Annotated in this window: 20 protein-coding genes and 1 pseudogene; 5 read left to right on the top strand and 16 right to left on the bottom strand. The window is 40.5% G+C overall.

All coding sequences use genetic code 11. The features are described from left to right. Window positions 1–35: 35 nt before the first annotated feature. The 10 genes and pseudogenes from N8M09_RS04210 to recJ all read right to left on the bottom strand — a co-directional run bounded on the left by N8M09_RS04210 (window position 36) and on the right by recJ (window position 12,950). Window positions 36–1,697, bottom strand: coding sequence for an ATP-binding protein (locus N8M09_RS04210; protein ID WP_261064034.1), 1,662 nt, complete (start codon window positions 1,695–1,697; stop codon window positions 36–38). After that, window positions 1,694–2,671: a hypothetical protein gene (locus N8M09_RS04205; RefSeq protein ID WP_261064031.1), complete on the bottom strand. Its 978-nt coding sequence runs from the start codon at window positions 2,669–2,671 to the stop codon at window positions 1,694–1,696. The genes N8M09_RS04210 and N8M09_RS04205 overlap by 4 nt, the downstream gene beginning before the upstream one ends. Window positions 2,672–2,746: 75 nt before the next feature. Continuing rightward, window positions 2,747–2,821: pseudogene (locus N8M09_RS11225) on the bottom strand (metallophosphoesterase family protein); the annotation flags it as partial. Continuing rightward, the gene (gene uvrC, locus N8M09_RS04200) at window positions 2,811–4,658 is read right to left on the bottom strand and encodes an excinuclease ABC subunit UvrC (protein WP_261064029.1); all 1,848 of its coding nucleotides are present in this window, start codon (window positions 4,656–4,658) and stop codon (window positions 2,811–2,813) included. The gene uvrC and the pseudogene N8M09_RS11225, both read right to left, overlap by 11 nt. A 38-nt stretch (window positions 4,659–4,696) precedes the next feature. After that, window positions 4,697–5,398 (bottom strand): M57 family metalloprotease, encoded by a 702-nt coding sequence (locus N8M09_RS04195; protein ID WP_261064027.1) that lies wholly within the window; start codon window positions 5,396–5,398, stop codon window positions 4,697–4,699. Window positions 5,399–5,476: 78 nt separating this feature from the next. Next, window positions 5,477–6,709 (bottom strand): peptidoglycan bridge formation alanyltransferase MurN, encoded by a 1,233-nt coding sequence (murN, locus tag N8M09_RS04190; protein WP_261064025.1) that lies wholly within the window; start codon window positions 6,707–6,709, stop codon window positions 5,477–5,479. A gap of 4 nt (window positions 6,710–6,713) precedes the next feature. Further along, entirely contained in the window at window positions 6,714–7,934 is a 1,221-nt protein-coding gene (locus N8M09_RS04185) for a peptidoglycan bridge formation alanyltransferase MurM (RefSeq protein WP_261064023.1), read from the bottom strand. A 111-nt stretch (window positions 7,935–8,045) separates the two neighbouring features. Further along, window positions 8,046–8,825, bottom strand: coding sequence for an alpha/beta hydrolase (locus tag N8M09_RS04180; RefSeq protein WP_261064021.1), 780 nt, complete (start codon window positions 8,823–8,825; stop codon window positions 8,046–8,048). A 68-nt stretch (window positions 8,826–8,893) separates the two neighbouring features. Next, window positions 8,894–10,555: a ribonuclease J gene (locus N8M09_RS04175; RefSeq protein ID WP_261064019.1), complete on the bottom strand. Its 1,662-nt coding sequence runs from the start codon at window positions 10,553–10,555 to the stop codon at window positions 8,894–8,896. Window positions 10,556–10,727: 172 nt separating this feature from the next. After that, window positions 10,728–12,950 carry a single-stranded-DNA-specific exonuclease RecJ gene (gene recJ / locus N8M09_RS04170; protein WP_261064017.1) on the bottom strand — a complete coding sequence of 741 codons (2,223 nt, stop codon included), beginning with the start codon at window positions 12,948–12,950 and terminating at the stop codon, window positions 10,728–10,730. Between the two features lie 174 nt (window positions 12,951–13,124). Between recJ and N8M09_RS04165 the strand changes: the two genes are divergently transcribed. The 5 genes from N8M09_RS04165 to N8M09_RS04145 all read left to right on the top strand — a co-directional run bounded on the left by N8M09_RS04165 (window position 13,125) and on the right by N8M09_RS04145 (window position 17,382). Further along, entirely contained in the window at window positions 13,125–13,883 is a 759-nt protein-coding gene (locus N8M09_RS04165) for an amino acid ABC transporter ATP-binding protein (RefSeq protein ID WP_001229569.1), read from the top strand. 10 nt (window positions 13,884–13,893) lie between these two features. Then, window positions 13,894–14,688 (top strand): transporter substrate-binding domain-containing protein, encoded by a 795-nt coding sequence (locus tag N8M09_RS04160; protein WP_261064016.1) that lies wholly within the window; start codon window positions 13,894–13,896, stop codon window positions 14,686–14,688. 12 nt (window positions 14,689–14,700) lie between these two features. After that, complete coding sequence (locus tag N8M09_RS04155; RefSeq protein WP_261064013.1) at window positions 14,701–15,378, top strand: amino acid ABC transporter permease; 678 nt, start codon at window positions 14,701–14,703, stop codon at window positions 15,376–15,378. Window positions 15,379–15,387: 9 nt separating this feature from the next. Next, complete coding sequence (locus tag N8M09_RS04150) at window positions 15,388–16,047, top strand: amino acid ABC transporter permease (protein WP_261064011.1); 660 nt, start codon at window positions 15,388–15,390, stop codon at window positions 16,045–16,047. A 144-nt stretch (window positions 16,048–16,191) separates the two neighbouring features. Then, complete coding sequence (locus tag N8M09_RS04145) at window positions 16,192–17,382, top strand: ferredoxin reductase family protein (RefSeq protein WP_261064009.1); 1,191 nt, start codon at window positions 16,192–16,194, stop codon at window positions 17,380–17,382. Between the two features lie 98 nt (window positions 17,383–17,480). Here the strand turns inward: N8M09_RS04145 and N8M09_RS04140 are convergent, their stop codons facing one another. The 6 genes from N8M09_RS04140 to cysE form a co-directional block, all read right to left on the bottom strand. After that, window positions 17,481–18,611, bottom strand: coding sequence for an ABC transporter ATP-binding protein (locus tag N8M09_RS04140; protein ID WP_261064007.1), 1,131 nt, complete (start codon window positions 18,609–18,611; stop codon window positions 17,481–17,483). A gap of 112 nt (window positions 18,612–18,723) precedes the next feature. Beyond that, entirely contained in the window at window positions 18,724–19,593 is an 870-nt protein-coding gene (locus tag N8M09_RS04135; RefSeq protein WP_261064005.1) for a PucR family transcriptional regulator, read from the bottom strand. A gap of 3 nt (window positions 19,594–19,596) precedes the next feature. Next, window positions 19,597–19,983 carry a Mini-ribonuclease 3 gene (locus N8M09_RS04130; RefSeq protein ID WP_000567927.1) on the bottom strand — a complete coding sequence of 129 codons (387 nt, stop codon included), beginning with the start codon at window positions 19,981–19,983 and terminating at the stop codon, window positions 19,597–19,599. Continuing rightward, the gene (gene cysS / locus N8M09_RS04125; protein WP_261064003.1) at window positions 19,976–21,319 is read right to left on the bottom strand and encodes a cysteine--tRNA ligase; all 1,344 of its coding nucleotides are present in this window, start codon (window positions 21,317–21,319) and stop codon (window positions 19,976–19,978) included. Before cysS ends, N8M09_RS04130 begins: the two co-directional genes overlap by 8 nt. 81 nt (window positions 21,320–21,400) lie before the next feature. Then, window positions 21,401–22,285 (bottom strand): GNAT family N-acetyltransferase, encoded by an 885-nt coding sequence (locus tag N8M09_RS04120; protein ID WP_261064001.1) that lies wholly within the window; start codon window positions 22,283–22,285, stop codon window positions 21,401–21,403. A gap of 11 nt (window positions 22,286–22,296) precedes the next feature. After that, window positions 22,297–22,914, bottom strand: a complete 618-nt coding sequence (gene cysE, locus N8M09_RS04115) for a serine O-acetyltransferase (RefSeq protein ID WP_261064000.1) — start codon at window positions 22,912–22,914, stop codon at window positions 22,297–22,299.

The following is a 22,914-nucleotide window of genomic DNA, read 5'->3' as shown; positions in this document are numbered from 1 at the left end:
TTACATTAGTATTTCAAACTATTTGTTTACATAAATTATGTATTCCTTGTATTTTCTTCAATCATTGTTCTGACCTTCTGGCGTTGTTCATCAGTGAGACTCAATTTTAGTAGTTGTTTTTCAATACTAAATTCTGAGGTATTGTATTTCTTATCATACATCTCTAATAATTTATTACGAAGAATAGGCTCGCTGATTAAATGAATTTCTTTTAATAGTTCTTCTTCATCTCCTTCTTCCCCATTCAGTCTACTTATCATAGAATTAATCTTTGTTAAAGCAAAATCACCATAAATGTTATCGATCAAATTTTCCTTCATGATTTCTTGGATATTCTTAGCGAAAGTATTTTGAAGAACTTTACCTTCTGAATATCCAGTTTCTTGACTCTTTTCAAGCATAATCACATTTCCTGGTTTAATATCCGAAAGCATGTAAGGAGAATGAGTTGTGAAGATGAGTTGGAAGTTCATTCCTACTATTCTATTGATTTCATTTATATAGTTGACTAAAAAATTTATTAAGGTTCTAGACCATTCGAGATGCATACCCGATTCTAATTCATCCACTACTAATTGACATGGCCCTTGAGAGGGATTCATTTGTAACCACTTTACATAACTCATCACTTTTAATATATTTGTTTCACCAGTAGACATATTATAATAAAAGTCATCTATTACTCTAAAACCATAGTACTTCAAATCTATTGCATTCTTTTCTAATTTTTCATAGTCTAGATATAGTTTTTCAAATTCGATTCGATTATCAAAATTCTTTTCTACATATCCAATCTCAACTATCCGACTTTTCGTACTATCACTGTATTCTTTTGTCTTATACTTATGAATAAATTGTTCTAAATTATTTAAAAAATCGACTAATAAATTCAGAAATTCGTTCATTTCTTCTGTTTCTATTTCTGTTTTTATTTTATCAAATAGGTTCAAATAATTACCATCTATAAAATATATTTCAATTTCTTCATCTCTTAAGCAATACTTAAAGTCTTTACAAATCTTCACAATTATTTTCAAAATGAGACAGGAGAAAAACTCTCTATTTTCCCAACCATTTAAATATTTATCTGGAATATCATACTTACTGACTCCAAAACTAAATTTATATGACGAAGAAACTAATCCTCGAGAATATAATACTTCATAAGCTTCAAAAATACCATTCAAAATATACCATCTAGAAGATTCTGCTAAGTGAACATCTAATAATGATGAACCTCCGTAGCTTCCGCTTGGACGTCTATCTTCGTTCATGATATAAATCAACTTATCTCTCTTTTGATCATCACAGTATCCATTTATATCAACTTGATCTGTTGCTAGACCTTCTATAGTAATTGACGATAAATCAAAATTTTTATCGAATAGATAAAATTTACCATTAGTATCTAAATATATACAGAAAAATTGATTTATATCTTTGTTTTGATCTTCCTCTCGATGATAATAGCCTATTAGATTTAAAATTGTGCTTTTTCCCACACCATTTATACCAACTATAGGTGAAATATTATAAATAGACTCTCCATAAAAGTTTTCAATATAGTCTGGATTTTTATCAATTTTTAATTCATTCGTTTCAAAATCAAAACTTACTTTATATTCGTCTGAAAAATTAAAAATCTGATTCTTAAAAAACTCATCATACTGTTTAATCACCAAGGCAATTAATTTCATTCTTCTTCTCCTACTAGTCCAATTTCTTTGCTAATATCTGTAACCATTTTTGAAAGCGGTCTTTTCCCATAGTTTTCTTTGTCTGTGTAGTAACCTGTTATAAAGCGATTCAACTCAGCTGCACTTAATTCAAGATCTGTTTGATTTAAGATTTTTGACAAGCCTTCTCTATAACTATCTGTGTATACTTCTTTTTTCCAAATCAATTCATTTACTACATCAATGTGGCTTTGATATAGCTCCTCTATACCCAAATCACCAATGCCAATTTTAAAATCCGAATCATATGAAATGATTTTGATTTCAATCTCATCAGCAGACTTTGGAATGTATGTAAATTTTACATCATCGAATGAAAAACTAGTATCATAGGGACTATATTCTAAATCCTTATTTGATTTCACATGATTACAACTATAACAACTAGGGATTAAATTATAAAATGAAACAGCAAACAGTGGATAGCTGTCTTTTGGAAAAAAATGGTCTAGTTGAGCAGTGTTTACTACTTTAGTCTGACCGTTAATCTCTTGATTACAACCTGGACATTCTTTTTCAACCTCATCAATTATCAATAAGTCTTGATTACAATTATCACAGTGAAGCATTGTATATGTTGAGTTTATATAATTACGATTGCAATATGGACATACCGAAACATTCTTTAAATCAATTATCTTCTTCCTTAATTTTGCATCTATCTTGCTATAAGATTTTTTTAGATACTCTGCTAATCTAGATTCTTTATCTATGAAATTATCCAATAATCCTTTATAATCCTTTAAGAATGAAAATTCATCCTTCATTATATTCAGAAAAGCATCCTGTTTACTCTCAAGTCTCGGTATATTATTTACAACCCAGTTATTTAACTCATATTTAAATTCAGGATAATCCTGAAATTTCATTTTCTCATATAATTCCAAGCATATTTTTTCAACTTCAAACGGATTTGATTTTTCTATAGGTATCATAACTGACTTTCCATTCTATCACAGTAGACTGTTCGCAAAATCCTAATTGACATATTAATCATTCGTTTTTGCTGAGGATTCTGCAATCACTGCTTCTAAGGCTGTCGCATTGCCATGAATATCTGATAAAATTGCGATTTTATGGTTCATGATGGTCTCCTTCTGTTTGATATTCTACTCTTTCTTCCGCAACTTGAGCTAATTCCTCTTCTTCCTGCGGGTTCAACTTTCTTTGCACAGCTTCTGCGACAAGTCTTGGCACCCCAACTTCGACAATCTCATCCACACTGGCTTCCTTGATTTTGGTCAAAGACTTGAAATGCTTCATGAGATTCTGCTTGCGTTTAGGTCCCAGCCCTTCAATTCCATCCAGTTGTGATGAAAAGGAATTTTTGGAGCGCAGTTGGCGATGGAAGGTGATGGCAAAGCGGTGCACCTCATCTTGGATGCGCTGGAGAAGGAAAAATTCTTGAGAATTGCGAGACAACTCCACCACCTCAAGCGGATCTCCAAAGAGCAATTCATGGGTTTGGTGCTTGTCATTCTTTTGCAGACCAGCAATTGGAATGTCCAAGCCCAGCTCCTCTTGGATGACCTGCTTGGCGATATTGACCTGACCTTGTCCCCCATCAATGACAATCAAATCTGGCGGAGTCAAGCCGTCATGTTGAACTCGACCATAACGCCTGCGAATGACCTCTCTCATACTGGCATAATCGTCTGGTCCAACGACAGTCTTGATTTTGTACTTACGGTAATCTTTTTTACTTGGTTTGCCGTTAACAAAGACCACCATGGCTGAAACAGGGCTAGTTCCCATGATGTTGGAGTTATCGAAGGACTCGATGCGAACTGGGGTCGGGATTTGGAGCAAACGACCTAGATTTTCAATAGCTCCTTGTGTCTTTTCAACAGATTTCTCTAGCAGGTTGAATTTCTGTTCCAGACTAACTCGAGCATTCTTTATAGCCAGATTGACCAGTTGCTTTTTCTCTCCACGCTGGGGTTTGAGAATCTTGGTATCCGCCAAGACCTTGACTGCTTCTTCATCGATATCTTGCGGAATCAGTACCTCATTGGGTACTAGGTGAGATTTTTCTTGATAAAATTGTCCCACATAGGTTAGAAAATCCTCATCCGGATCATTATAATAGGGAAAAAGATTGACATCGCGCTCAATGAGCTTGCCCTGACGGACAAAGAAAACCTGGACACACATCCATCCCTTGGCCACATAGTAGCCAAAGACATCACGGTTTTGGAGGTCCTTGGCCATGACCCGTTGCTTGGTTCGAAGCGTTCCAATGGCCTGAATCAGGTCACGGTATTCCGCTGCACGTTCAAACTCCATACTTTGTGCTGCGGATGCCATCTTGCCCTTGAGGTCATCGATGATTTTGTCATCCTGTCCTTTTAAGAAGTCAGAAACCTCCTGAGCCATAGACTTGAAGTAGGCCTCATCCTTCTTACAGATAGTGTGGGCCATACATTGACCGATATGGTAGTAAAAACAGACCTTAGAAGGTGGATTAGTACACTTTCTAAAAGGGAAAATCCGATCCAGTAGCCGCTTGATTTCATTGGCTGCCCCTACATCTGGATAAGGGCCAAAGTAGAGACCGCCGTCCTTCTTGACCTGACGGGTGATAATCAAACGAGGATAGCGTTCATTGGTAATCTTGATGAAAGGATAGGACTTATCATCCTTGAGCATGATATTGTACTTGGGCTTATTTTCCTTAATCAGATTAATTTCTAGGAGAAGTGCCTCAATATTAGACTCCGTAACAATAAACTCAAAATCTACAATTTCAGATACCAAGGTCTCTGTCTTGGTATCGTGACTCCCACGGAAATAAGATCTCACTCGGTTACGCAGATTTTTTGCCTTTCCTACATAGATAATGGTGCCGTTTTTATCCTTGTGAATGTAACAACCAGGGCTGGTCGGCAAGAGCTCTAGTTTTGATTTAATCAAGTTATTCATAGTTCTATTATAGCAAAAAAGTAGGGAAAGATTGTTCCCTACTCAGTAGTCTCATATATTTTTCGAAGGTTTGCAACATCCACTTCCTGGATACCATAAAAGGAACCTGCTGGTTGCATGACAGACTTCTCATCTGTATGGTCCAAGCCAATTGCATGCCCCAACTCATGTTCTGCCGTATGGACAATACGCTCAAAGGAATAGCCATAGTTAGGATTGGACAAATAATAATGATTCAGGCGCACCGTTACAGACAAGAATTGCCCCGTCAAGAGATTGGTCTGACTTTCTGCCTCTCCTGCCACAGGAGTGTTTCCGTTGTTCATCTCAGTAGCCAAGATATCCGCCTTGCTGGACTCAGTCACAATTTCAAAGTTAAAAGCACCAGTTTGATTCCAATTCTGGATTGCTTCTAAATAAGCTTCTTGAAAGCGTGAATCCATCTGGGGATCCAAGTAAATACGAGCAGAAGCCTGTGGCCACCTTCCTTCAGAATGCTGGTGGCTATCTGTCTGGTTCAACTTAGGCAGTTGCCCTGTTCTTTCCCATTGGTCGATACTTTGTTGACCAATCTTTACTGACCGCTCTGCTTGCTTCAGCGCTCCTTGAAAATCCCCGTTCAGATACCAGAGAAATCCAAAAGCAAGAGTGCATAAAAGCAAAACAATCCAAACCAGGCGCCAAAACAAACGCCAAATAAAAGAAAAGAAAGCCCCTATCAAACGAAAAAGCCAGCGCATGTCTCTCCACCTTTCTAGCAAATAAAGTCTATTTTACTAAAACAAGCTGAAAGAAAACTAAATACTGACTTTTTCATCTTAACGTCCTAATATTTTTTTGAATAACTGAATAGCTTTGTATTTTAAAGGTGATGGATGATAACGGAAAGTTCCTGATTTACGTACAATATAGCCATTAAAATTTTGTTTAAAACGCAAAACACCATCACTACCATCAAAAATCCCTTGAATGCCTAAGAAGTTGTATTTAGGTATTCTACGTTTTATGCTTTCCAACATAACATATTTTTGAAGCAGTGCAGGGGCATAGAACTTATTAAACTCAGTGTAAGAACCACTAAAGAGATAAGTCGTTTCCTGAGGCATATAAACAAATAAACTCCCGGCTAAAACAATATCTTCTTCTCCATATTTTTCAATCAAGTCTCGCGCTTCTGCTTTTCTAACTTCAAACGTTTCAAATTGACTAGAATATTCTCTCAGTTGATTTTGTTTTTTCTCAGAATGAGGATTTTTGCTCAAATCAAGTCGCAACTTGTCCAAGATTTCTTCTAGTTTACTTTGTTCACCTTGCAATTTGCTCATATAGTCCGAAAAATTCAAGGTTGCTATGAGAAACTCCGCTTGTTCTCCAAATGAATCATAAAAGTGCTCATAATATTCTAAACTTTTATCACTGTATTCTCTACGTTCAGAGGTTTCTTTTGTTATATTCTTAAAAATCGATAGTTCTTCACGTTTTAACTTTTTCAACCGAATGCCAAACGTTTCAGCCTTTTTCACCAAGGGTTTACCCTTTTTGCTAAAACTTTTAAGCAAATTCTTTTCAGTTAATTCAGTCAAATCTTTATAGTATAACCAATCTGGTTCTCCACCTGGATAACCTGTTGTCAATCCATCAAATTGATAACCTAAATCAGTCAAATCTTGAATAATACTTTTTTTCTCAGCATCTATCGGATTACCTTCACTATCAAAAGTTTGATAAGTTTCATAAGGTTTTACAAGCAACTCTAATACACCATTTTGCTTGGCATATTCTTTTAACTCCGCATAAAAAACTGGAAGATCATCTTGTTGGGTATAAATCGGCCCCGAATTGATCTCCATATGCAGACCACCCAGCATGGGCAAGCTATAAACCAGAGCTGCAACTTGAATTTCTCCTTCTTGTTTCAAAGCAAGATAAACAATTCGAGCCCCTCTTTTTTCTAACAAGTCCCCCATCTGGACCGATTGCATAAAGGAACGAGAAGAAACCTGATCAGAATAAGCTTGAAACTCTTCTTTCGTGAGTGTAATTAGTGCCATATACTTACTTTCTATGTTTTTTTCTTAATGTTTTACGGAAATCAAGAGCAAGTCTTAACAGAGGATAGAGAGGATGGGTAGGCATTGTAAATTCTCCCAAATATTCTTCAATCGTTGGATTAAATTTTTCCTTAAAATGATAAAGTCCACCATTGAGAGAGTTTTCAACACCACCTAAATTTTGCCACAACATACCTCGCTCAAAGGCATAGCGAGCCGTTTCATACCAAGTTAAAATTGGTGCATTGTAACGTTTAAAATCATCATCCATACCAGCATATAGATTGACAGAGGTAATACCAAATTCCAAACTCAAAGTAGCCGCTAACGGAATGTTTGATTTTCCCATATTCATATATCCCTGCAAGAAATCTATTTCCTCTTCTAAACGTTCTTTTTCTTTTATATTTTCCTGAATTTTTGAAGGTTTGGTGGCATCATTAAATTTTTCTGCAACTACTCTATTTTTTTCTAACTGTTCTTCTAATTCTCTTAAACGCTTAGAAACATCCAAACTCGTTAGCGTGATATAGGAATCTTCTTTGAAGTTATCTAATAATTTTTTATAATAAGCTTCGTTTCTTAAATGAATCTCTTTTCGCTTCTCAGTTTTTTTCATCAACTCCGAAAATGAATCTAATAGTTCCAGTCCACCATATTGAATCTCAAGCCCTTTGTTTCGTGCTGTTCGGATAGCTTGCCTCGTTGATTTAGAAAGTTTATCTTCTTCAAAATTTTCCTTATATATTTTCGCCTGAATACGAGGCTGAATGGTGTCATCCATCTCGGTTGTCCGCCCAGACCATTTCACTCCTAATTGCCCTAAAATCTCAACAATAGCAAGATTTTCAGGATATTCTATCTTATCTTGATTGACTAAATATTGAGATAGACAAATACTTGGATCGAAAGTCACAAAAACCGCTCTCTTACTGCGAGCATAAGACTTAATGGACTGCAGGACAAACTTTAAAAGTTCTATATCCCTGTAATCCAATATAGGACCTCTTGGAATATAAAACATTTTATAGCCTAAAGGCAGAGATTTTATGAGAATACTAGCCACAGCCAGTAACTTCCCCTCTTCATAGACACCAAATCTCTCATGTTGCCAATCAGATTTCACTTTTTCCCAAGCACTGCTTTGTAATACATTAGCTAATTCATGTTCTTTGACAAACTGATCATATTCTAATGTGGGAATGCCAATTTGATAACGGTACATTTCCTACTCTCTTTCCTCCAGTATCTTATTACTATTCTACTACTTTCGTTTGAAAAGTCTAGTGAAAACATATTTTATTTTAGTTCTACTACCCCTATGCTGGAGTTCAAACTAACTCAATCTCTCTTCTAATTTGAAATCAATTGGTAGGGTTGCTAAAAAACGTTCCAATTGTTTTTCCCAGTAGTACCACTCGTGAGTTCCAGCACTATGGCTATAGGTCACATCAAAACCTAGTTTTTTGAGATTTTTCACTGCTAGATTATTGGCGTCATACAAGAAATCCTGCTCGCCACACCAAGCCCACAGCTTGGTCTTTTTATCCGATTTTTTAGCCAGACTTTCAAGCGAATAGGGACTAGTTGTCCAATCTTTAATCTCTCCAAAAACACCTCTCCAGTAAGCTGGTGTCCCCAGATTTTGGCTTTCAGGAGAAAAATCTTGAAAACTAAGGGCGCCTGAAAAGCTAGCTGCACGAGAGAAACGATTTGTAGCAAGAGCCAGTTTAAAGCAGCCGTAACCTCCCATAGAGAGACCAGCGATAAAGGTCTTTTCACGCTTGCTAGTCATATTAGGGAAGAAGCGTTTTAAAACCTCTGGCAATTCCTCTGCCAGAGCTGTGTAATAATCAAAACCATACTGAGTATCAGTGTACCAACCATTGCTAGTATTGGGCATAACGACAATGAGATTAGTCCCCCGAAGTAAGCGTTCTACATTAGTCCGCTTGAGCCAGCTATTATGATTACCAGACATTCCGTGCAAGAGGTACAAGACGGGAATATCTTTACACTCTGGTTCTTCCACTCGATTGGCATCGGGGTAGAGGACATTCACTCCCCACTCCATATCCAAGACTTGTGAGTAATACTCGATTTTCATTACTGCCATGATTTTCTCCTTCTATTTTCCGATAAGAAAAAGCCAAAACTCAGCTTTCTCTCTATTTATTTCAAAGATTATTTCGCTTCCATCACCACTGGTAAAATAGCTGGACGACGCTTGGTTTGGTCAAAGAGGTACTTGGTCAGATTATCACGAACCTTCCCTTTAAGATCTGCCCAGTCAAAGTCATCTCCTTGAAGATAGTCTTCTACCGTTTGGTTAATCAATTCTGAACTTTCACGGAGAATATCCCGGCTCTTCTTAAGATAAACAAATCCACGCGTATGAACACGAGCCTTGGCCACAATTTTCTTCTCACGGCGGTTAACGGTGATTGCTACGATGAAAATACCGTCCTCTGACAAGACCTTACGGTCACGAAGAACCACATTTCCAACATCACCAATGGCATTCCCGTCAATCAAGACATCCCCTGCCGAAACCGCGCCAGCTGGGACAAAGTCCCCATTCTCATAAGCCATGCTGGTTCCCTTTTTAGGAATGAATATGCGTTCTGGCAGCATCCCGACGGCCATAGCAGCCTTAGCATGGGCATCCAACTCACGGTATTCCCCTTGAATTGGGAAGAGATACTTAGGTTGCAAGAGATTAATCATCAATTGCAAGTCACGCGCATTTCCGTGACCTGACACACGCAAGCTTTGAGTGATCAGTTTGACAACCCCACCAGCTTGGTAAATCATGTTTTCCACACGCGCCATGACCGCTTCTTTGGCGATAGATGGAGTCGTTACGATATAGACCAAGTCACCGTCCTTGATTTCCACATAACGGTGGCGACCAATCGACATCTTGCGAAGGCCGTTGATAGGCTCACCCATACGACCTGTCTCAAGGATAATCAACTCATTGTCTTCAAAGCGAGACATATCTTTTGGCTTAATCAAAAGACTCTCGTTAGCTAGAGACAATTTCTTAAGACGAATAGCAGTACGGACGATATTTTCAATATCGAATCCTGTCAAGACCACACGACGGCCTGTTGCATCCGCAGCGTCAAACACCTGCTGGATACGAGAGAGGTTGCTGGCTACTGCCGCAACGATGATACGACCATCCCAGTCCGAAATGGTTTGAGTGATCTCGTCCCCAACTTCACTTTCGCTAGCCACTTGGATATTGCTATCTGCATTGGCTGAATCACTAAGAAGAGCTAGAACTCCATCACGACCGATTTCTGCCAAGCGAGCGAAGTCTGTCGCATAAGATTCACTAGCTGTCTGGTCAAATTTGAAGTCACCTGTATAAACGATACTACCTTCAGCTGTCTTCAAGACCACACCCAGACTTTCTGGGATAGAGTGGGTCGTACGGAAGAAGGACACCACAGTCCCTCCAAAATCAATCTCCGTATTCTCATCAATGACATGGAAATCATTGAATTTCTTAACTGTGTCATTTCCTTTGACAAAGAGTTTGGCCAACTCAATGGTCAATTCAGAGCCAAATACAGGCACCTTGGCTTCAGCCAAGAGATAAGGCAGAGCACCAATGGCGTCCGCATGTCCGTGGGTCAAGAAGACCCCTGCGATACGGTCGCTATTTTCAAAAAGGTAGTCCATGTTTGGAATGACTACATCCACCCCTAGTTGTTCATTTTCAGGATATTTCAGACCTGCATCCAAAACGAAAATAGATCCATCGATTTCAGCGATATACATATTTTTCCCGTTTTCACGTACACCACCAAGTGTTGTTAAACTGATATTACTCATTTTTCCTCCGAAAGCTTTGTTTATCTTGATTATAGGGTTACTTTCCCTTTTATTCTAAAACCACTATTACTTTTAGCCGAATCTTTTCCTACCATTATACCATTTTTTTGATGATTTTCAAAATGAAGATTCGTTTTCAAAAAAGAGCTGGTTGCCCAACTCTTTCCTACGTCTACTCTTTTTCTATTAAAAAGTCATAAATTTCTTGCACAGTTCCCAGCGCCATCATTTCTTGGTCTTTGACGGTTTGTTTGAGATTTTGGTAAATCTGACTTTCTCCTATCTCTCGCTTTGGTGCTTCTTTATTGACTGTCATGACCCCATCTTTGATGGTCACAAAGCCTAGCTCTTCAAATACTTGAATCATCTTGACCAGTAAGATTTGTTGAATATTAAGATAAGCTGCCAAATCCTTCAGTTTGTAGCGAATATCAAACTCTGGGAACTGGTAAATAGTCTTGTACAATTTGGCAAACTGATCTCTAGTCCCATAACCTGTCAGATAATAGGCCTTATCAATGTCATTTTTGAAATAGACAGCAGAGAAATTCTGTTCCTGAAAAATGGTCTTCAGCAGGGTAATATCTTCAGGAATAGTTTTTACGACAACAGCTTCACTAGTCGCTATATCTGGCAGTTCTCCAGCAAAATCCAAGACTGGAACCCCTTCTGGCAAGACTGCATTTTTCCCACGGATGTTAAAAAGTTGAACACCCTCCACACGCGCATCCACCATCATCAACTGCAGGGCAGTTTGGCCATTCCATTGGTTGACAGACAATTTGACTGCCAACTCTAGACTCTTGGTTTGAGCAAATTCTGTTGCCCATCTACCTTGTCCGAAGGCCACCACTTCAAAACTCGACTCACCCTTGGAAATTTTCAGCTTGAGATGGGCATTTCCTGCTCCCATAGTACGAGCACTTTCGACCTGAAAATCCTTGATATAAAAGACAGGTTTCTGATTATCCATTCCAAAAGGTGCCAAACGTTCAAAGTTCTTGACTGTTTCCAAGCTAAGTGCTTCCAAATCCAGTTCTTCATCTAGATTTAACTTGTTCTTGCCAGCAGCATCTGCACCTTTTTCACGGACATAATCTTCCAAAACCTGAGATAAATCTGAGAGTTTCTCAACTTCCAGCGTCATGCCAGCCGCACCAGCATGGCCACCAAAGGCGATGAAGAGGTTGCGATGAGGATCCAGAGCCTCAAAAATATCTACTGCTTCCACACTACGAGCACTGCCCTTGGCACGACCGTCTTCTATATCGAGAACAATAACTGTCTGCCCTAGTTCTTCTAACAAACGACCAGCCACGATTCCTAGAACTCCAGGATTCCAGCCTTCCTTGGCCAAGACCTGAACCTTCTTCTCAGGATCCACCATGGTCTTGGCTTCTTCATAGATAGACTGGACGATTTCCTTACGCTCCTCGTTTTTCTGATGAATCATGAGAGCAATCTCATGCGCTTCCTCATCATCAAACCCAGTCAGCAAATCAATGGCAGGATTGGGATCGTCCAAGCGACCTAAGGCATTTAAACGAGGGGCAATCTGGAAACCAACCGTCTCTTCTGTCACTTCATTGGCAGCAATCCCAGCCATGTCTAGCATTTCTTGTAGACCAATACGCTGAGTGTGTCCCAACATTTCCAGACCATACTGAACCAAGATACGGTTCTCATCTGTCAAACTAACCATATCAGCAATGGTACCAATAGCGACCAAATCAAGCAATTCCACTTGTACTTCTTCTAAAAGGGCACAAGCCAGCTTGAAGGCCACTCCGCAACCAGCCAAATATTTGAAAGGATAATCCGCATCTGGATGTTCAGGGTGAACGATGGCATAGGCATCAGGCAGGGTTTCAGGCATAGAATGATGGTCGGTCACAATGACATCTACTCCCATAGACTGGGCCAATTCAATAGCCTCATGACCAGCAACCCCATTGTCCACCGTCACAATCAAAGAAATCCCTTCTTGCTCGATAAAGTATTTATAAACACTAGCATTTGGACCATATCCATCAGTAAAACGATTGGGCAAGTAAACACGGCACTCAGCACCAAGCTGTTCCAAACTTTCCTTCACAATAGAAGCCGAAGTCATACCATCCGCATCATAATCACCGTAAACGAGGATATTTTCCCCTTCTTCAATGGCCTGACGAATCCGTTCCACTGCCTTGTCCATATCATGGAGCAGATAAGGGTCATGCAAGTCCTCCAAGGAAGGTTCTAAAAACTTCTTCAGACTTTCTTGGTTCTGAATCCCTCTTTCAAATAATAACCGAGCCACCTCAGGACCCAGTCCAGCCTTCTTGGCTATCTTTGTAAAATCCGCATCTTCAACCTGCGGGGCAAATTGCCATTTATAAGTAGGTGTTATCAAAAAGACATCCACTCTTTCTAAGAATTCTATTGCTTCATTATAACATGATTTAGGCTTTTTCTCTATCCAGATGCTTTTTTATAAAATTTTAGTGAATTTTTAAGATATGATTTGACAAGAAAAATCTTTTGGTGTAAAATCGTGTTATAAAATCTAACACAAAGGAGATTCCTTATGGCTTTAGTAGAATTTGAACACGTCGAAAAATATTACGGAGACTACCACGCACTCCGCGACATCAATCTCCGTTTTGAAAAAGGGCAAGTCGTTGTCCTCCTTGGACCTTCTGGTTCTGGGAAGTCCACTCTTATCCGCACCATCAATGGTTTGGAGGCTGTAGACAAAGGAAGTCTTCTAGTAAATGGTCACCAAGTTGCTGGTGCCAGCCAGAAAGATTTGGTACCTCTTCGCAAGGAAGTTGGCATGGTTTTCCAGCATTTCAACCTCTATCCGCACAAAACAGTGTTAGAAAACGTAACACTCGCACCCATAAAAGTTCTAGGAATTGATAAAAAAGAAGCTGAAAAAACAGCTCAAAAATATCTGGAATTTGTAAATATGTGGGACAAAAAAGATTCTTATCCAGCCATGCTATCTGGTGGACAAAAACAACGGATTGCCATTGCACGTGGCCTCGCTATGCATCCTGAACTCCTCCTCTTTGATGAGCCAACATCTGCCCTAGACCCTGAAACCATCGGCGATGTTCTAGCAGTTATGCAAAAATTGGCCCACGATGGTATGAATATGATTGTCGTGACCCATGAAATGGGCTTCGCCCGTGAAGTTGCGGACCGCATTATCTTTATGGCTGACGGAGAAGTTTTGGTAGATACGACCGATGTCGATGACTTTTTCGACAATCCAAGCGAACCTCGTGCCCAACAATTCCTCAGCAAAATCATCAACCACGAAAGTGACAAAGTCAAATAAGGAGGCGCCTATGAAAAAGAAATTCTTTTTATCAGCATTATTGATTATCCTTTTCGGCCTTGCTACTGCAAAACCAGTCCAGGCTGATACTAGTGTCGCAGACATTCAAAAGAGAGGCGAGCTAGTTGTTGGTGTGAAACAAGACGTTCCCAATTTCGGTTACAAGGATCCCAAGACAGGAACCTATTCTGGTATCGAAACTGACTTGGCCAGGATGGTAGCTGATGAGCTCAAGGTCAAGGTTCGCTATGTGCCTGTTACCGCACAAACCCGTGGACCCCTTCTAGACAATGAACAGGTCGATATGGATATCGCGACCTTTACCATCACAGACGAACGCAAAAAACTCTACAACTTTACCAGCCCTTACTACACCGACGCTTCTGGCTTTTTGGTCAATAAGTCTGCCAAAATCAAAAGCGTCGAGGACCTAAACGGCAAAACCATCGGAGTCGCCCAAGGTTCCATCACCCAACGCCTGATTACTGAACTGGGTAAAAAGAAAGGTCTGAAGTTTAAATTCGTCGAACTTGGTTCCTACCCAGAATTGATTACTTCCCTGCACGCTCATCGTATAGATGCCTTTTCCGTTGACCGCTCGATTCTGTCTGGCTACATCAGCAAGCGCACAGTACTACTAGATGATAGTTTCAAGCCATCTGACTACGGTATCGTTACCAAGAAATCAAATACCGAGCTCAACGACTATCTTGATAACTTGGTCACTAAATGGAGCAAGGATGGTAGTTTGCAAAAACTTTATGATCGTTACAAACTTAAACCATCTAGCCATACTGCAGATTAAGGAGGACACCCTATGACAGATTTATCATCTTGGACAGCCTATTTTCAGGATTTTGGACAATTTTTCAATGGTTTCCTCTTCACCCTTGCCCTAGCGATTGGATCCTTTATCCTAGCCATGGTTTTGGGTATCTTCTTTGGAGCTATGTCAACCAGCAAACGTCCAATTTTGCGCATTATGGCTCGCATCTTTGTTGAATTTTACCAAAACACTCCCCTCTTGGTGCAGTTTGTTATCGTCTTTTATGGTCTACCCCTTATCAGTGACCACACCATCATGATTTCGATTTATTGGACGGCTGTTCTCTGCGTGGGACTCTATCACGGCGCCTATATCGCTGAGGTGATTCGCTCAGGTATTCAATCTATTCCTAGCGGTCAGATGGAAGCTGCCTTATCGCAAGGTTTTACCTATATCAGTGCTATGCGCTTGATTATCTTGCCTCAGGCTTTCCGTATCATTCTCCCACCTTTGACTAACCAAATCGTCAACCTCATTAAGAATACATCGACAGTCGCTATCATTTCTGGAGTCGACTTGATGTTTGTGACCAAGTCTTGGTCAGCACTTAACGGAAACTACATTCCAGCCTTTCTAGGCGCTGCCCTTCTCTACTTTTCTCTATGCTTCCCTGTTGCCCAGTTTGGTCGCAAGATGGAACAAGCTAATAAAAAAGCCTATTCACTTTAGGAGGTTACTATGGAATCCATTTTAGAAGTTTTGACCCCAGATAACCTAGTCTTTATCTTTAAAGGATTTGGCTTGACCCTCTATATTTCTCTGATTGCCATCATCCTCTCTACCATCATCGGTACGGTTCTAGCTGTCATGAGAAATGGCAAAAATCCTATCTTGCGCATTATTTCCAGCATTTATATCGAGTTTGTGCGTAACGTTCCCAACCTCCTCTGGATTTTTACTATCTTTTTGGTTTTCAAGATGAAGTCCACTCCAGCAGGAATCACTGCCTTTACTCTCTTTACCTCAGCAGCCCTAGCTGAGATTATCCGAGGTGGTCTCAATGCCGTAGACAAGGGGCAATACGAAGCAGGAATGTCACAAGGATTTACTTCTGCACAAATCCTCTACCATATTATTCTTCCACAAGCCATCCGCAAAATGCTGCCAGCCATTATTTCTCAGTTTGTAACCGTGATTAAGGATACCAGTCTTCTCTACTCTGTTATCGCCCTACAAGAGCTCTTTGGAGCCAGCCAAATTCTCATGGGCCGTTATTTCGAGCCAGAGCAAGTCTTCAGTCTTTATATCCTGATTGCCCTCATCTACTTCAGCTTCAACCTAGCAATTTCGAGCCTGTCTCATATGCTAGCCAAACGTTGGCAACAAGCTACAGAATAAACAGCAACTCTCCAGTTAAATTGGAGAGTTTTTTTTGATGAGAGTAAACATTTATAGACCCCAATTTGACACCATACTTTTTCTATGATAAAATGTAACAAATTTATTTACAACAAATTAAATCTAAATGAAATGGAATTTTCTATGAAATCAATCAAAGGACTACTCTTTATCATAGCTAGTTTTATCTTGACTATGTTGACTTGGATGAACACTTCTCCCCAATTCATGATTCCAGGGCTAGCTTTAACAAGCCTATCTCTGACTTTTATCCTAGCCACTCGTCTTCCACTACTAGAAAGTTGGTTTCACGGTTTGGAGAAGGTCTACACTGCCCACAAATTCACAGCCTTTCTATCCATCATTCTACTCATCTTTCATAACTTTAGTATGGGCGGTTTGTGGGGCTCTCGCTTAGCTGCTCAGTTTGGCAACCTTGCAATCTATATCTTTATCAGCATCATCCTTGTCGCCTATTTAGGCAAATACATCCAATACGAAGCTTGGCGATGGATTCACCGTCTGGTTTACCTGGCCTATATTTTTGGACTCTTTCACGTCTACATGATGATGGGCAATCGCCTCCTCACATTTAATCTTCTAAGTTTTCTTGTTAGTAGCTATGCCCTTTTAGGCTTACTGGCTGGTTTTTATATCATCTTCCTTTATCAAAAGATTTCCTTCCCCTATCTAGGAAAAATTACCAAGCTCAAACGCTTAAATCACGATACTAGAGAAATTCAAATCCGTCTTAGTAGACCTTTCAACTATCAATCAGGACAATTTGCCTTCCTAAAGATTTTCCAAGAAGGTTTTGAAAGTGCTCCGCATCCCTTTTCTATCTCAGGAGGTCATGGTCAAACTCTTTACTTTACTGTCAAAAATTCAGGCGACCATACCAAGAATATCTATGACAATCTTCAAGTCGGCAGCAAAGTAACCGTAGACAGAGCTTACGGACATATGATCATAGAAGAAGGAAGAAAAAATCAGATTTGGATTGCTGGAGGCATTGGGATCACCCCCTTTATCTCTTACATCCGTGAACATCCTATTTTAGATAAACAGGTTCACTTCTACTATAGCTTCCGTGGAGAAGAAAATGCGGTCTACCTTGATTTGCTCCGTGACTATGCTCAGAAAAATCCTAATTTTGAACTCCATCTAGTAGACAGTAGGAAATACGGCTATCTTAATTTTGAACAAAAAGAAGTGCCCGAACAGGCAAGCGTCTATATGTGTGGTCCTCTCTCTATGATGAAGTCACTGGCCAAACAGATTAAAAAACAAAATCCAAAAGCAGAGCTTATTTACGAAGGATTCAAGTTCAAATAACCAACTACATTCTCCTGGAATTTCCCAGGAGTTTTTTCTACGCAAACACTCAAAAACACTGCCAGATTTCTCTAGCAGTGTTTTGAGTTTTATTTATCTTAGTAAATTGTTCTTTCAGTTTCTACATCGAAGAAATGTGCTTTGTTCAAGTCAAATCCAAGTTCAACTGTTGCGCCTGTTTGCAAGTAGTCACGAGCATCAACTTTTGCAACAAACTCGTCTTTACCAACTTGGCAGTAAAGGTGAGATTCTGAACCAAGCAATTCTGATACAGAGATAGTAGCTTTGACAACTGATTCTGGGAATGTTTCAAGGAAAGCAGGTTCTGCATTCACGTCTTCTGGACGGATACCGAAGATCAATTCTTTACCTTCATAGCCTTTTTCGCGAAGAACTTTCAATGCTCCTTCTGGAACTTTCAAACGGAAACCGTCTGAAATAATTTCGCTTCCAACCAATTTCACATTGATGAAGTTCATAGCTGGGCTTCCGATGAATCCTGCTACGAATTTATTAACTGGGTTTTTGTAAACTTCTTGAGGAGTACCGATTTGTTCAACACGTCCGATAGTACCTGTACCAGCAGGATTCTTAGTTGCTGACATGATAACGATACGGTCTGCAAGTGTCATCGCTTCTGTTTGGTCGTGAGTTACGTAGATAGTTGTAGCTCCGATACGACGGTGGATTTTAGCGATTTCAGCACGCATTGATACACGAAGTTTGGCATCCAAGTTTGACAAAGGTTCGTCCATCAAGAATACTTTTGCGTCACGAACGATCGCACGACCCATGGCAACACGTTGACGTTGACCACCTGAAAGGTCAGCTGGTTTACGTTCCAAGAATTCTTTCAATCCAAGGATTTCAGCTGCTTCTTGCACACGTTTGTCGATGTCTTCCTTGCTGTATTTACGCAATTTCAAACCGAAAGCCATGTTATCATAAACAGTCATGTGTGGGTAAAGAGCGTAGTTTTGGAATACCATGGCGATGTCACGGTCTTTTGGAGCTACGTCGTTGACAACCACGCCATCGATAGATGCAGTACCTTCTGTGATGTCTTCAAGACCAGCAATCATACGAAGAGTTGTTGATTTACCACATCCTGAAGGACCTACGAAAACGATAAATTCTTTGTCTTTGATGTCCAAGTTGAAGTCTTCAACTGAATAATGTTCGCTGTTTGGATATTTTTTGTAAATGTTTTTAAGATTCAATTCTACCATGAGGTGAACTCCTTTTGTCTTTTGATAGTTTTATTATAGATGAAAACGCTTTACATTTCTATGGCAAGATGACCAAAAAAATAAAAAAGTTCTGTGCAACTTGCACAAAACTTTATAAAATATCTGGTAAAATCAATTGATAACACAGGGTCAGGTCGGTCAATTCTTTCAACTGAAGGCCTGTCAATTCTTCCCATTTGTCAATCTTGTATTGGAGAGAATTGCGGTGCAGATAGAGTTGCTGGGCTGTTTTAGTGAGAACAGCACTATTTTCCCAAAGGGAGAGAATGATTTCCTGAATTTGGTCTTGATCCAAAATCATCTGGCGGAGATATTCCTTGATTACTCTCAAATCCACAAGCCTTTCTCCCATACTCCAAAGATAGAGCTGAGAAAAAGTATGAACACCTTGGTGACCCTGACGCCACCAGGTCTTAAATAAATCCCGCTCCGCTTTGATTAAGTCTGATAGGGCTTGATTTCCTGTCTGAGACCAAACCTGGCCCAACACGATAGAGAGACGCAGTCCAAAGTCATACTCAACCGCTTCAATCGTATCACTTAAAATAGCTCGTACAGAGGTGTATTTATCTTGTTGAAGTACGAAAACATAATCCTGGGCTCCGACCTGAAGCACTGTCTGACAGTTAGGAAAAAGAGTCCTCATCATATCCAGCCAAGAAGCTAGATTTTCCTGCTGAAAATAGGAAAGATGACAATAAACCAACTGAATCTTTTTAAAAGTTTTCGGCGCCTGTCCCTTCCCCTCAACCAGATAAGAATACCAAGGATTGAGCGAACTAGATTGCTCCTGCTGGGTCAAAAGAGCAAACAACTGCTTTTCACGCTCGCTGAGCCCAGCTACCTCCAGCAAAATCCACTGCTGAGAAGCTAAAGGGAGAGTAAGATATCCTTCTTTCTCTACTGGTTGGTCTGAAATCTGAGCTTCAGGAAACCAGTCTTGTAGTTCTTTTGCCATCATGCCCTAGCCCTCCACTTTTTGGATGCACCACGAAATCAAGCTCTCAAGACGTTCCAAATTTTCTGTCATATGAAGATAGCCCATCACGGCTTCAAAACCTGTGGACATGCGATAAGTCACCACATCAGCATTTTTGGCCTTGGTGTGGCTATTGGTATTGCGACCACGTTTGTAGATTTCTTCTTCTTTTTCCGTCAGGACTTGCTCCTCTAACATAAGGGAAATCAAGCGAGCCTGAGCCTTGGCTGAGACATACTTGGTTGCCTCTTGGTGGAGTTTATTGGGCTTGGTCATACCTTTGAGGATGAGGTGACGGCGAATATACATAGAATACACCGCGTCTCCCTCAAAAGCTAACGCAATCCCGTTAATGAGATTGACATCAATCACGTGTCCACCTCACTCCATCTTTGGTGTCAAGGAGCTTAATCCCTTGAGCAGCCAATTGGTCACGGATCTGGTCCGCTGTCGCAAAGTCACGATTGGCACGCGCTTCTTGGCGTTTTTGGATCAAGTCTTCAATCTCTGCATCCAAAACTTCCTCAACAAAGACAATCCCAAAGACTTCCAACATATCCGCAAGAGCTTCCTTAACACTTGCATCATAATTACCTGAGTTAATCCATTTGGCCATTTCAAAAACAACTGTGATACCGTTGGCAGCGTTAAAATCTTCATCCATAGCCGCCACAAACTTATCTTTAAAGGCTTGTAACTCTTTGACATCCACTTTTCCTGTAAATGGTTGCTCATAAGTGTTCTTCAAATACTTGAGATTTGTCTCTGCATCACGCACTGCCTTTTCGGTAAAGTTGATAGGCTTGCGGTAATGCTGAGTCGCAAAGAAGAAACGAAGAACTTGACCATCGAGGTTTTTGAGGGCATCGTGCACTGTGATAAAGTTACCCAAGGACTTGGACATCTTGACATTATCGATATTGACAAAGCCATTGTGCATCCAGTAGTTGGCAAAGGTCTGACCTGTTTTGGCTTCTGACTGGGCAATTTCATTGGTGTGGTGTGGAAACTCTAGGTCGGCTCCGCCACCGTGGATATCAATGGTATCGCCCAAAATCTCTGTTGACATGACCGAACACTCGATGTGCCAGCCCGGACGACCAGGTCCCCAAGGACTGTCCCAAGAAATCTCGCCTGATTTGGCAGATTTCCAGAGGGCAAAGTCTACAGGATTTTCCTTACGAGCTGTTTCTTCATCGGTACGACCTGAAGCACCCAGCTCCAAATCTTCCAAGGTTTTATTAGCCAATTTGGCATAGTTGTGAGATTTTTCCACACGGAAGTAAACATCCCCTTGACTCTCGTAGGCAAAGCCTTTTTCAATCAAATCTTCCACAAAGCGGATGATGTCAGCCATAAACTCCACCACACGCGGATGGCGGGTCGCAGGTTTGACGCCCAAGGCTGTCACATCCTCACGAAAGGCAGTGATGTACTTGTCCGCAACCTCCTGAGGAGTGATGCCCTCTTCCTTGGCACGGTTGATAATCTTATCATCTACATCTGTAAAATTGGAAATATAGGCAACCTCATACCCACGGTACTCAAAATAGCGACGAACCGTATCAAAAGCCACTGTTGAGCGGGCATTCCCCACGTGGATATAGTTGTACACAGTTGGCCCACAAACATACATCTTGACCTTACCGTCCTCAATCGGGACAAATTCTCGCAAATCACGAGACATGGTGTCATAGATTTCAATCATAAATCATAATCAGGAAAGCTAAAATCCAAGAACTGTTAGTTTCGTCACTAAGAGTTCAATTGAATTTCAGTCCGAATCTCTCTACACTTCGGAATCCCTTGCTCCTTTCTCATTCAGATAAACCACCTGAGTCTGTTTGACAAAGCCAATTTTTTCATACAAACGTTTGGCACCTACATTGCTATCTTCTACTGCAATCTGAAATTCCTTATCATTTTGCTCAATTAGTTGGTTGACAAGGGATTTTGCTAAGTAGCTTCCATAGCCTTTCCCACGTTCAGGTTCAGATATTGCTAAACCGTAGAAGTAATTCGTATTAGTCGATAAATCTACCGTGCAAGTTCCAATAACCTGACCGTCTTTTAACAAAATATATAAGCGACTTTCTGGATCCTTCAGAGCTTCAGCGACATATCTATCCACAATCTCTCTAGACTCATGTTCCTCTGAGAATGCCTGAAATTTTAACTGACTAATTTTCTCCTGATACGAACTATCTGCTAACAAAACTTCAAGATTGGAAACCTTTGCTAACGGATAAGGTCTTCTACCCTTACCTAACCAAGTTTCTGTATCTTCATCCTCGACCAAGCCCCAGTTGCTGATAAAATCAGGATGACGTTCTAGAAAAACACGCTCTGTCTGAAAAGTGACTGAACAAATAGAGAAAGAAGCTGTTTCTCTCTCAAAACTAGTAAACAACGCACGCGCAATTCCCTGACGGCGATGATCTGGATGAACCAGTATCGTCACTTCTACATCTTGGTCATCTGCATAGACAGTTAAGAGACCAACAAGTTCGCCTTTTTCATAATAAAGGAAAAAGGCGGGCATGTTTGGGTCAAAATTAAGCATGTTAGAGAGATAGGGATCACGATAGGTACCGTCATAGTTTTGGCAACAGTTAATTAGTTTTTTCGCCTCAGATAGCTCCTCTTGGCTTAACTTGTTTCTTGCTTGAATCATATAGGTATCCTCTACAACCCAGACGATTTGTGACTGGCTTCTTTAGCCTGCTCGAGTTTATTGACGTAGTACTCTCGTTTTTCTTCGACTTCGTGAATGGCCGGCTCATCCTTTTTACCATGTACACGGACAATCTTAGCCGGAATACCGACAACCGTCACATCACTAGGCACGTCTGCCACGACAACTGCTGCTGCACCGACTTTGGCATTTTCACCGATTTCTACAGGACCAATAACTTGGGCATGTGCTGATATCAAGGCTCCCTTTCGAACCGTCGGATGGCGTTTGCCACAGTCTTTCCCTGTTCCCCCAAGAGTCACCCCATGATAGAGGAGAACTCCCGTCTCAACGATAGCTGTCTCTCCAATCACCAAGCCAGAACCATGGTCGATAAAGACACCTGAATCAATCTGGGCCCCTGGATGAATCTCAATCTGAGTCCAAAAGCGCCAAAACTGACTGTGCATACGAGCCAAGAGTTTGAAGCCATGCTTCCAGAGAAAATGCGAAAGACGGTGGGCCGCCAAGGCCTTGACACCTGGATAAGTCAGCAAAACCTCCAAAGTGGTGCGGGCCGCTGGATCATTTTCTTTTACGATATCAATGGTTTCGCGCCACCATCCCAT

Origin of the sequence: Streptococcus mitis (genome assembly GCF_946190375.1) — a bacterium.
Taxonomy (GTDB): domain Bacteria; phylum Bacillota; class Bacilli; order Lactobacillales; family Streptococcaceae; genus Streptococcus; species Streptococcus mitis_CJ.
This window is presented reverse-complemented; position numbering and strand designations above follow the sequence as displayed.